The sequence below is a fragment of the Streptodolium elevatio genome, assembly GCF_053592165.1.
This window is the reverse complement of record NZ_JBSFVE010000021.1, coordinates 102,200-112,704: the sequence shown is the minus strand read 5'-3', so window position 1 is coordinate 112,704 and position 10,505 is coordinate 102,200. Positions and strand designations below refer to the sequence as shown.

General features: G+C 71.8%; 10 protein-coding genes. 5 read left to right on the top strand and 5 right to left on the bottom strand.

The window, feature by feature from the left end; translation table 11 throughout:
- Nucleotides 1-561 precede the first annotated feature (561 nt).
- A complete protein-coding gene (locus ACWD12_RS31645) occupies nt 562-1,449 on the top strand; it encodes a LysR family transcriptional regulator (protein WP_358348532.1) in 888 nt (295 codons plus the stop codon).
- A gap of 162 nt (nt 1,450-1,611) precedes the next feature.
- On the opposite strand, the gene ACWD12_RS31640 is transcribed toward ACWD12_RS31645, so the two are convergent.
- Nucleotides 1,612-2,511, bottom strand: coding sequence for a peptidase (locus tag ACWD12_RS31640; RefSeq protein ID WP_450102421.1), 900 nt, complete (start codon nt 2,509-2,511; stop codon nt 1,612-1,614).
- Nucleotides 2,511-3,803, bottom strand: coding sequence for a VWA domain-containing protein (locus ACWD12_RS31635; RefSeq protein WP_450102420.1), 1,293 nt, complete (start codon nt 3,801-3,803; stop codon nt 2,511-2,513). Before ACWD12_RS31635 ends, ACWD12_RS31640 begins: the two co-directional genes overlap by 1 nt.
- Before the next feature lie 99 nt (nt 3,804-3,902).
- Here ACWD12_RS31635 and ACWD12_RS31630 point away from each other — a divergent pair, with 99 nt between their 5' ends.
- The gene (locus ACWD12_RS31630; protein WP_450102419.1) at nt 3,903-4,778 is read left to right on the top strand and encodes an oxygenase MpaB family protein; all 876 of its coding nucleotides are present in this window, start codon (nt 3,903-3,905) and stop codon (nt 4,776-4,778) included.
- 62 nt (nt 4,779-4,840) lie between these two features.
- Here the strand turns inward: ACWD12_RS31630 and ACWD12_RS31625 are convergent, their stop codons facing one another.
- Together ACWD12_RS31625 and ACWD12_RS31620 are read right to left on the bottom strand one after the other, a co-directional pair.
- Nucleotides 4,841-5,473: a TetR/AcrR family transcriptional regulator gene (locus tag ACWD12_RS31625; RefSeq protein WP_358348524.1), complete on the bottom strand. Its 633-nt coding sequence runs from the start codon at nt 5,471-5,473 to the stop codon at nt 4,841-4,843.
- Nucleotides 5,474-5,508: 35 nt separating this feature from the next.
- A complete protein-coding gene (locus ACWD12_RS31620; RefSeq protein WP_450102418.1) occupies nt 5,509-6,402 on the bottom strand; it encodes an oxygenase MpaB family protein in 894 nt (297 codons plus the stop codon).
- 80 nt (nt 6,403-6,482) lie between these two features.
- On the opposite strand from ACWD12_RS31620, the gene ACWD12_RS31615 reads away from it, so the two are divergent.
- From ACWD12_RS31615 to ACWD12_RS31605, 3 genes are all read left to right on the top strand, one after another.
- Complete coding sequence (locus ACWD12_RS31615; protein WP_450102417.1) at nt 6,483-7,625, top strand: acyl-CoA dehydrogenase family protein; 1,143 nt, start codon at nt 6,483-6,485, stop codon at nt 7,623-7,625.
- Nucleotides 7,626-7,884: 259 nt separating this feature from the next.
- The gene (locus ACWD12_RS31610; protein WP_450102416.1) at nt 7,885-8,775 is read left to right on the top strand and encodes an SCO6745 family protein; all 891 of its coding nucleotides are present in this window, start codon (nt 7,885-7,887) and stop codon (nt 8,773-8,775) included.
- A gap of 51 nt (nt 8,776-8,826) precedes the next feature.
- Entirely contained in the window at nt 8,827-9,732 is a 906-nt protein-coding gene (locus tag ACWD12_RS31605) for a GNAT family N-acetyltransferase (RefSeq protein ID WP_450102415.1), read from the top strand.
- On the opposite strand, the gene ACWD12_RS31600 is transcribed toward ACWD12_RS31605, so the two are convergent.
- Complete coding sequence (locus ACWD12_RS31600) at nt 9,704-10,492, bottom strand: class I SAM-dependent methyltransferase (protein ID WP_450102414.1); 789 nt, start codon at nt 10,490-10,492, stop codon at nt 9,704-9,706. The genes ACWD12_RS31605 and ACWD12_RS31600 overlap by 29 nt on opposite strands.
- Nucleotides 10,493-10,505 lie beyond the last annotated feature (13 nt).

Sequence of the window (10,505 nt, the reverse complement as noted above, 5' to 3'; positions counted from 1 at the left end):
GGCTCATGAGGAAATACGGCGCTCAAGCAAACACCTGGCACACTGAAAAATCACGGCGCGAGCGGTGGTGCGGCATTCCTGTGCGGTACGCCGATTAACCGGAATCGCTTTCGTCGGATCGGCTCGAAGTATCGTGCGGGTGCCGTCCGGGGCTGTCAAGGGTGTCCGCCCGGCCGGTCCGCACGGCGCGCCGCGAGCCGCGACCGACCGGACTCCCGCCGCACCGGTCGGACCGGATACCCGAGTTCTACCAGGGCGTTCGTACTAGAACACGTTCTGACCAGGGCAAACGCAAGGGTGACCATACGCTGGCGTATGTCGCAGACTTACCGCGGGTACGCCCGCGCGCGGCAGCGGCCCGCGGACCGTCGCGAACCGCCCGGTGATCTATGCATTCCAGGCATGGTTCGTTGCCCAAAATGCTGGGCGCATATCGTCTGCCGACGATTACCCGGGGTCCGCCGCGGGCCACCGTACGGAACCGGGTGACCGGTCCGCAAATATTCGACGAATTCCCGGAAACCTGTTTGTCGCAGGGGTCGACGCGTTAATGTGCGACACGTGACTCTTCAGCAGTTGCGCTACCTCATAGCGGTCGCGGACCACGGCACCATGACGGCGGCGGCCGAAGCCCTCTATGTCGCGCAGTCGGCGCTGTCCCGCGCCCTCAAGGCGCTGGAACACGAGCTGGGCGGGGAACTGCTGGTCCGCGAGGGCCGCAGCGTGGGGCTCACCGCGGAAGGCAAGCGCGTGGTGCGGCTCGCCCGCACCGTCCTCGACACCGTCGGCGCGATCGAGGACGTCGGCCGCGCCGCCGAGGCCGCCCGGGTCAGCGGCCTGCGCATCGCCACCACGCACACCCTCGCCGTCGACCTGACCGGCCGTATCGTCCCGGCGTTCGAGGTGGAGACTCCCGGGGTGCCGGTGGACGTCGTACGCTGCCTCAGCCGCGAGGACGTCTTCGAGTCGGTCCGCAGCGGCCTGACCGCGCTCGGGCTGGTCGACGCCCCGGTACCGCAGGACCTGCGCTCGCACCGGCTCGCGGAGCACGAAGTCGTCCTGGTCTCGCCGCCGTCCGAGGACCTGCCCGACCCGATGCCGTGGGCGATGCTCAACGGTCTCCGCATGGCCATGCCGACGCGCGGCAGCGGGCGGCGCTCCGAGATGGAGGCCATGTTCGCGACACTGTGGGTCCGCCCGGTGGCGGTCGTCGAGACCGACGACCGGGTGCACTGGATCGCCTCGGTGCTCAACGGCGAGGGCTCGATGCTCTGGTACCGCGACATCGCCCTCGGGGTGTTCGGTGAGTCGGCGGTCATCCGCTCGTTCGACCCGCCCCTGCTGCGGGCGGTGGCGCTGGTGCACACGCCCGAGGCGACGGGCCGGCAGGCGCGCTCGTTCCTGGAGTTCGCGCAGCGCGGGGGAGTGCGCGAATCCGGCGACATCTGAGCGCACCACGGGTACAGCACCAGGCGTACAGCACCAGGCGTACAGCACCACGCGTACAGCACCACGCGTACGGCACCACGAGCACGACAGTCACAGCCCACACAGAAGACGCCCGGGCGGGAGGCGAAGCGGCCTCCCACCCGGGCGTCTGCGCGCGAACTACTACCGGAACCAGCGCCGCGGGTGCCGGGCGAACAGGAAGCCGCCGACGCCGAGCAGCATCGCCACGACGCCGCCCGCGGACGTCCAGACCCACCGGCCCGTCGTCCCCGACAGCCACGCGTCGTCGCCGTCGTCGAACCCGGCCAGCGTCACCTTGCGCGTCTCGGCGACCTGGCCCGGCTGCAGCGGTCGGCCCGCCTGCGTGACCGGTACGAGCGGCGCCTTCAGCGCGTCGTCCTGCCCCGCGTCCGGACCCGAGTCCCCGCCGCCCTTGGCGGTCAGCTCGAGCTTGACCCCTATCTTGCGGCCGACGTCCTTCTCGTTGAACTCGAGCGCGGAGACCCGCACGTAGTACGTGCCGGGCAGCGGGTCAGCCGACCACGCCTCGGCCCACGGGCGGATGGTGCGCGGCCCGCAGTCGATCCGCAGCTCGGTGTCGGACGGCAGCGCCGACAACTGCGGACGGCCCGTCGCGCACGGTTGGTGCCGCCTTATGCCGTCGAACACGTCGACGCGCCACGTGGTCGGGGCGCTCAGGCCGCTCGGGAGCGTCAGCGTCACCTTGGCACTGACGTCCTGTTCCGCGAGCGCGGGGAACGACCAGTACATGTACTCGCCCACCGCGCCCGACGTCGTGGTCGACGTCTCGGCCTCCATCTTCCCGGCCGTCAGGAACGACGTGCCGGGCAGCACGTTGGTGGCCGACGTGCTGTTGCCCGGCTTCGAGCCGGAGCCGCCCGAACCGCCGGGCGTGGGGCTGTCGGTCGCGGCCACCGCGGGGCCGCCGACGAGTGCGAACGCCGCCGCGAGGGAAGCGAGTCCGAGCGCGCGGGTGCGGCGGGGCGTACCCGGGCGAGTACGCCGGCCCGCCGAAGTGGGGTTGCCGGTCGGGGTACGCATCACACAGCCCTCCGCATGCCCGCGAAGAGGCGGACGATCCAGCCGAACAGAAGCCCGGCCACCAGGCCGACGCCGGCCAGCACGCCGAGGAAGATCCAGCCGCGGCCCAGGCCGTGCGTGTCGGCCGCCTGCGCGTCCGAGGCCCGCACCAGGTCGACGAGCAACTCGACCGGCATGCCCGGACTCTGCGCGGCACCGGGGCCACCGTGGAAGGCCGTGCTGACCATCAGGCAGGTGATCCTCGCGTCCTTCGGCTCCGGCTGGTCGCCGCCCTTCTGCGGCAACGAATAGCGCAGGCCCGCCGATTGCCCGTCCATGCGCCCGCTGCCGGCGTCCGTGTGGCGCGCGAGGTCGCGGCCGTCCTCGGACACCGCCGTGATGGTGACGTCGTAATCCCGGGCAACGTTGCGGTCGATGCCGACCGTCGCCGACGCGCGCAGCTCCTGGCCCGGCAACTGCGGGACCTTGTACCAGAGGTGCTGCTCGAACTCCTCGCGGTCGTTGTAGACGCCCGGGCCCAGCAGCGGCGCGTCCGCGCACCCGTTCGGACTGCCGTGCACGGCCGTGGGGATGGTGACCTCTTCGGCCTTCTCCACCGCCCGGTCGACCAACTGCGTCACACGCTCGGACAGTTCCTGGGCGTTGTTCGCCGAGGTGTACGTCCCGCCGGTCGCGTTGGCGATGCAGGTGAGCTGCTTGCGGGTCTTGTCGTCCGGCACCAGGCCGAGCGTGTCGATCACCAGGTTGAGCCCCTGCGCGGCCAACTGCCGCGCCACCTCGCACGGGTCGGGCGGCGCGCACGAGTCCTCGCCGTCCGTGATCAGGATGATGCGGCGGCTGCCCTGCTCCTTGCCCAGGTCCTCGGCGGCCTTGTTGAGGGCGAGCCCGATCGGTGTCCAGCCGGTGGTCGGACGCTGCGCCGCGACCGCGGTCTTCATCGCGGCCTTGTCCGGCTTGCCCACCGGCGCGAGTTGCGCGGTCTCCTGGCAGCCGGCGGCCTTGTTGTTGCCGGGGTTCCCCTGCCCCAGCACCCGCAGGCCGACCAGCGCCTCGTCCGGCAGCGCGTCCAGGATCTCGTTGAACGCCTTCTTCGCGGCCGCGATCCTGGTCTCGCCGCCCGCGTCGTTCTGGTTCATCGACCCGCTCAGGTCCAGCACCAGGTCCACCTTGGGCGGCGGCGCGGTGCCGGGTCCGTTGTCGGGGTCGGCGGCGGCGGGGGTGGCCCCGCCCAGGGCGGCGGCCACGAGCAGGGCCCCCAACCCCGCCGCGATCCTTCGTTTCTTCGATGTCATCACGGGGGAGGATCCTACGGATGATCAGGACCCCGCCGCTGAGCGGGAGAACGCCTTCTGTGCAAGGGATTTCAGGGGGATTTCAGGAGGAAAGCGGACGTGCCGCCGCATCGTGAAGCGAGAACTCCGGCGCCCGGCCCGGGGTCGCTGACGTGGCGCTACTTCGCGCAATGGCCACTGGGCGCGCTGCTCGCGCTGTGGGCCGGATCCATGCAGAACATGCACCCGGGCCTCGGCGCGGGTGTCGAACAGCACTCGGACTTCTTCAACGAGCGCTGGCAGCGCCTGTTCCGCTCGCTCTACCCCATCTACGGAGTCGTGTACGACGGCGACCGCTCCGCCGCCACGGCCCGGGAAGTGCGCGACTACCATGCCGGGATCAAGGGCGTGGACGCGCGGGGGCGGCCGTACCACGCGCTGGACCCGGACACCTACTTCTGGGCGCACGCGACGTTCTTCGAGGGCATGATCGTGGCGCAGGACCTGTTCGGCGACCGGCTGACCGACGCCGAGAAGGAGCAGTTGTACCGCGAAAGCACCGGCTGGTACGCGCTGTACCGCGTCGGTATGCGCCCCGTGCCGCCGGACTACGCCGCGTTCCGCGCGTACTGGGACCGCATGTGCACCGAGGTTCTGGAGGACACCCCCGCGGCCCGGCAGGTGCTGGACGTCGAGGGCCTGGCCAAGCCGCCGGTGGCCGGACTGCCGGACGCAGTATGGCGCGTCGTGCGGCGCCCGATCGGCAGGGCGAACGTGTGGCTGACCGTCGGGATGTACCACCCCGCCGTGCGCGAACGCCTGGGCTACCGCTGGACGGCACGCGACGAGAGGCGCTTCCGCAGGGTGTGCGCGGCGGTGCGCCGGGTGTGGGCACTCGTTCCGGAGAGCCGCCGCTACCACCCGCGGGCGCGTGCCGCGCTTTCCGGCAGGCCTCCGGTGCCGGCCCCGGCACGTTTCGCAAAGCGGCGGCGCTGACTCGCCCGGGGACACCGCGGCCCGGCCGACCCGGTCGGGACACGTGCAGCCGGGCGGTGCCGTCAGGCGGTCGCGGAGCCGGTGACCATCGGTGCGAGGAACCGCCGGGCGAACTCCCGGGCCTGCGCCTCGTCGTCGACCGGCACGATGCTCTGCGGAGTGAGCAGGAACGACACCGTCAGGCGGACGAAGATCTCCGCCACCTGCACGCCCTCGTCGGCGTCGACCGCGGTGGCGTCCCGCGCGCGCCCGAACGACGCCGCCAGGTAGTCGCGGATGACGCCCAGGATCGGGCCGCCGCGCGTCGTCAGGAACGGCAGCGCGGTCTCCGGCTCCAACTGGATCAGCCGCCCGATCAACGCCGTGCGCGCGTCCCGGAGCGCGACCACGAAGCCCGCGACGATGCGCTCCTCCATCGTCGGCAGCGCCGACACCTCCGCGTCGAATGCGGCGAGGAAGCGCCGGCATTCGCGCACCAGCACCGCTTCGACGAGGGTGTTCTTGCTGTCGAAGCGCCGGTAGACGGTGACCCGGCCGACCCGGGCGCGCCGCGCGACGTCCTCGACGGTGGAGCGCCGCAGGCCGAACGTGGCGAACTGGTCGCGTGCCGCGTCGAGGATGCGCTCGGTCGTCGGATCCGGTGAGTCGCCCGCCGCGAGCGCGTCGGCGAGTACGGCGGTGCGCGAGGTGTTCATCGGATCCCGATGGTACTGCGCCCCTCCGCCCGGCCTCACCCGCGCGGTTCGGGGAGCAGCGCGCAGATCCTCGGGACCAGGATCGCGGGCGCCCGCCGGGCGGGGGCGGGGATGAGGCCGGTGGTCGTGCGGATCCGCCGGGCGAACCGCGCCACCGCGGCGTGTTCCTCCGACGTCAGGTGCAGGTCGCAGCGCTTGCGCAGGGCCTCGGGGAGGGTGGCCACCGTGGTCAGGTAGGTGATGCGCGCGGTCGGCCCGGTCATCCGCCGCCAGCGTTCGTCCGGGAGGCGGCGCAGTGCCTTCGGCTTGGCCGGGTGGCGGAGGTTGGCCAGGAACTCGCGCAGTGCTCTGGTGTTCTCCAGGGTGTTGTCCACCATGTCGGCGTAGTAGACGAGGAATTCCGGCCACGTCGAGGGCATGTCCTGGACGCGGACGCCGAGAAGGCGGCCGATGCGGATGCTGTCCGCGTAGTAGGCGTCCAGTTCGGTGCGTGTCATCGGACGGCCGAACATGGCGTGCGCGTCGGCGACCGCCTTGACGAGGGTCAGGTGCACCCAGGCGTACGCCTTCGGGTCCAACGCGTGGTACTTCCGCCCGTGTTCGTCGGTGCCCCGGAAGCGGCGGTGCAGCGTGCGGAGGCGTTCGGCCTCGGCGGCCGCGCGGACCGGGCCGCCGTACACGACGGTGGTGATGGAGCGGTACGTGCGGTTGAAGCGGCCGTACGGGTCGCTCTGGTAGTCGGAGTGGTCGACGACCCCTGCGCCGACGACCGGATGCGCGATCTGCATCGCCAACACGTGGGGCGTGAGCCCGAGTCCGCGTACGTCGCCGAAGCGGCGCCACATCTCGGACCCGCGGCCGGTGGCGGCTTCCCGCATGGCCACCAACTCCCTTGGTAGGCGCGCGTCCTGACGGACCTTCGCGTGCACGCTTTCATCGTCGGCGGAGCGATGACACAAGTCAACGACAAATGTATCTTTGTACGGCCGACGGCGAGCAGGGGGCGATCATGACGCGCACGATCACCGGCGAACAACAGGCATTCGTCGACGCCATACGGGACTTCGTCCGACGCGAGTGCGGATCCCGCGAACGCAGGCTCGAACTGACCGACGGGGGAGCGCGCACCCACAGCGACGCGCTGTACCGCAAGATGGCCGGGCTCGGATGGCTCGGGGTCGGGCTGCCGGAGGAACTCGGCGGCGCCGGCGGGGGCATGGTCGACGCGTGCCTGTTCCTGGAGGAGACGGCGTACGGTATGGCGCCGATCGGCGGCCACGGGCCCTCCCGCATCACGGCCGGCGTCTACCAGCGGTTCGGCAGCGAGGCGCAGCGCGAGGCGGTGCTCAAACGCTACTGCGACGGAGCCGTGCTCTCGATCTCGATGTCCGAACCCGGCGCGGGCTCCGACGTGGGCGCACTGACCTGCCGCGCCGAACGCACCGCCGACGGGTGGCGAATCAACGGGCAGAAGACCTGGTGCTCCAACGCGCACTTCGCGGACTCGATCCTCTTGATCGCCCGGACCGCGAGCGGCGGCGACAAGCACGAGGGCCTGACGATGTTTCACGTCCCGGCGGGCGTACCGGGGTTGGCGATCCACGGCATCGAGACCATGGGCGGCAGCGAGGTCAACGACCTGTTCTTCACCGACGTCGAACTCCCGGCGGACGCCGTTGTCGGCCAGGTCGACCACGCATGGCGCCAGCTCATGGGCGGCCTCAACACCGAACGCCTCATCCTGGCCGCGATGATGCTCGGCACCGCGCGGCGCGCCTTCGACGACACGCTCGGGTACGTACGCCAACGCGAGCAGTTCGGCCGTCCCATCGGCAGCTTCCAGGCCCTTGCCCACCGCATCGCCGACCTGGCCACCGAACTGGAGTGCTGTGAGCTGCTCGTGTACTCCGTCGCCGCGAAGGTCGACGGCGACCCCGCACGACTGCTCCCGCGCGAGGCGTCCATGGTCAAGCTCAAGGTGACCGAGACGGCCAAGCGCGTCGCCCTGGAGGGCATGCAGATGATGGGCGGCTACGGCTACGCGACCGAGTACGACATGGAGCGGCACGTCCGGGCGACGGTCGTGTCCACCATCTACGGCGGCACGAGCGAGATCCAGCGGGAGATCATCGCGAAGACGTACGGCCTCTGACCAGGTGGGGGGGGTGCGGGGCCCCCGCTCCCGAGACCGCCCCGCTCGCAGGGCCGCCCCGTCCCGAGGCTTCCTCGTTCGCGAGACCGCCCCGCGCTTGAGACCGCGGGCTGAGTCGGCCGCGCTTTTCGGCGAAGCTCGCGCTAAGTGGACATCCGCATGCGCGTGTGCCGCTGCCGCGCAGCGCGCGGGTTGCAGAATCGGTCCCGGGCCACCACCCCGGACCGTCCACATCACTCACCCGCTGCGAGGCGCCCGCATGACCGACGACGTCTACTACTGGCAGTCCGCCCGACGGCTGTGGCACCAGCTCGAACCGGTCTTCGCGCCGTTCTTTTACGCTCCCGAGGTGTTCGAGGAGGCGGCCGCGCTGGGGTACGCCACCGAGACCCGCTGGCCGGCGTACTTCCCGTTCCGTGCCGCCCCCCTCGGTGCCGCAGGCCCCCGCCTGGTCACCGCGGCCTTCTACAGCTTCAGCCCCGCGATGGTGGCCGAGCACGTCGAGCCGGCGTGGCGGATCGCCGAGCCCGCGCAGGTTCTGGCGGCCCGGCTGCGCGGCGTCGACCGGATGTACCGGACGCTGATGGCCGACCAGTTGGGTACCCCCGGGCTGGCTGAGACCGCCGCACTGGTACGCCGCGCCGCGGAGTCCGCCGACACGGTCGGCCGTCCCCTCGCCGCCGCGACCGCCGACCTGCCCTGGCCCGACGAGCCGCACCTCGTCCTGTGGCAGGCCATCTCGCTGCTGCGCGAGCACCGGGGCGACGGCCACATCGCCGCCCTCGTCGACAACGACCTGGACGGCTGCGAGGCGCTGGTGTCCTTCGCGGCGATCGGCGCCGCGCCGGTCGAGACGTTCGAAAGCCGCCAGTGGAGCCCCGAGGAGTGGCAGGCCGCGGCCGAGCGGCTGCGGGCGCGGGGACTCGTGGACGCCGACGGCTCGGCCACCGACACGGGCCGGGACCTGCGCGACCGGATCGAGCGCCGCACCGACGAACTCGCCTCCGCGCCTTGGCGGGTCCTGACCCCGGCCGACATCGACCGGCTCGTCGAGCTCAACGTCCCGTTTCTGACCGCCGCGATCCTCTCGGGCCTGCTGCCCGGCACCAACACCCTGGGTATCGCCAACGTGAAGGCGCCGGTCTGGTAGCGGATCGGGCCCGGAGGGGCCGCCCGTCCATTCTCTGACTAGAGTCAGAGAATGGACGGCGAGCAGATCGAGCAGGTGAGGCGGTTCAACCGCACGGTCACCGAGCGCGTGGGCGTACTGCATGACGAATACCTGGGCCGCGGCCGGCCGATCGGCGAGGCCCGGCTGCTGTGGGAGGTCGGCGAGGACGGACAGGACGTACGCAGGCTGCGCGAACGACTCGGCCTCGACTCGGGCTACGTCAGCCGCCTGCTGCGCTCACTGGAGGCGGACGGCCTCGTGACGGTGGCGCCGCGGCCGCAGGACCGGCGCGTACGCACCGTCCGCCTCACCGACGCCGGCCGTGCCGAGCGCGCCGCGCTGGACGACCGCAGCGAAGCGCTCGCCGGCTCGCTGCTCCAGCCGCTCAACCCCGCCCAGCGCGCCCGGCTGGTCGCTGCAATGGCCGAGGTCGACCGGCTGCTGACCGCCGCGACCGTGACGCTGGACGACGTCGACCCGGACCACCCGGACGCCCGCTACTGCCTCGGCCGGTACTTCGCCGAACTGGCAGAGCGCTTCGACAGCGGCTTCGACCCGGGGCGGAGCCTGCTCCCCGACGCCGGCGAACTCCGCCCACCCAAAGGCACCTTCGTGATTGCCCGGCTGCGCGGCGAGGCGGTCGGCTGCGCCGGACTCAAACTGCCCGCGGACGCCCCGGCCGAGATCAAGCGCATGTGGGTCGCCCCGCAGGCACGAGGCCTGGGCGTCGGCCGCAGGTTCCTCGCCGAGTTGGAGACGCGCGCCGCCCGCGAGGGCCGCGATGTACTGCGCCTGGACACCAACAAGACGCTCACCGCCGCGATCGGCCTCTACCGGTCGTTCGGCTTCGCGGAAGTCCCGGCCTTCAACGACGAGCCGTACGCGCACCACTGGTTCGAAAAGACCGTCACGCCACTGCCCCCGTCGACCGCGTGAAGGGCCCACCCCCCGCCCGCTCCAGTACGAGCAAGTCGCAGTCCTCCTCGACTGGTTGCGCGCCCTCGTCGTCAGCCAGATCCGCGTCGAGAGCCGCCAACCCGGCCCGCGTCTCCTCGGCGGTCATGTGTTCGAGCGTCGAGTACGGCCGCAGGCGGAGGCGTTCGGCGTACGCCGCGAGGTTCGGCGCGACGCACTGCCGCAGCCGCTCCAGCGCCACGCGCCGCAGCCCCGCCGCACTGAACTCCGCCGTCACGTCGCCGAGCGCCGGGAACACCTCGTGCTCGATCGTCCGTGCTCCGGGAAACCGGCCGTGCCAAGCAAGTTCGGGCATACGGTCGCGGAACGCGCCGCGCAGCACCCGGCCACCGGGCCGCAGCACCCGGGCGATCTCCGCCACCGCCGCCGCCCGGTCCACCACGTGGTGCCACACCAGATAGAGCAGCACCAGATCGCACGACGCGTCCGGCAGCGGAAGCCGCTCGGCGCTTCCGGCGAGGTACGTGACATCGGGGTGCGTCGCGTCCGCCTCCGCCGCCGCGCGCATCCGATCGTGCGGTTCGACGCCGAACACCGGGCCGCCGAAGCGCTCCGCGAGCACCGGGGAGAAGCGGCCGGTGCCCGAACCGAGGTCGAGGACCTCGAGCGGCCGGGCGGGTGGGGCGTGCCGCGCGAACGCGTCGGCCCACATCGCCACGGTGTCGGTCGGCAGCGCCCTGCCCGCCGCATGGACCGCGTACTGCCGTTGGTCGAAATTCACACGTGGACGCACA

Excerpts from the sequence above, each read along its gene's own strand:
- ACWD12_RS31640 (WP_450102421.1), bottom strand. The coding sequence starts at position 2,511 with ATGCGTACCCCGACCGGCAACCCCACTTCGGCGGGCCGGCGTACTCGC.
- ACWD12_RS31635 (WP_450102420.1), bottom strand. The coding sequence starts at position 3,803 with ATGACATCGAAGAAACGAAGGATCGCGGCGGGGTTGGGGGCCCTGCTC.
- ACWD12_RS31625 (WP_358348524.1), bottom strand. The coding sequence starts at position 5,473 with ATGAACACCTCGCGCACCGCCGTACTCGCCGACGCGCTCGCGGCGGGC.
- ACWD12_RS31615 (WP_450102417.1), top strand. The coding sequence starts at position 6,483 with ATGACGCGCACGATCACCGGCGAACAACAGGCATTCGTCGACGCCATA.
- ACWD12_RS31610 (WP_450102416.1), top strand. The coding sequence starts at position 7,885 with ATGACCGACGACGTCTACTACTGGCAGTCCGCCCGACGGCTGTGGCAC.
- ACWD12_RS31605 (WP_450102415.1), top strand. The coding sequence starts at position 8,827 with ATGGACGGCGAGCAGATCGAGCAGGTGAGGCGGTTCAACCGCACGGTC.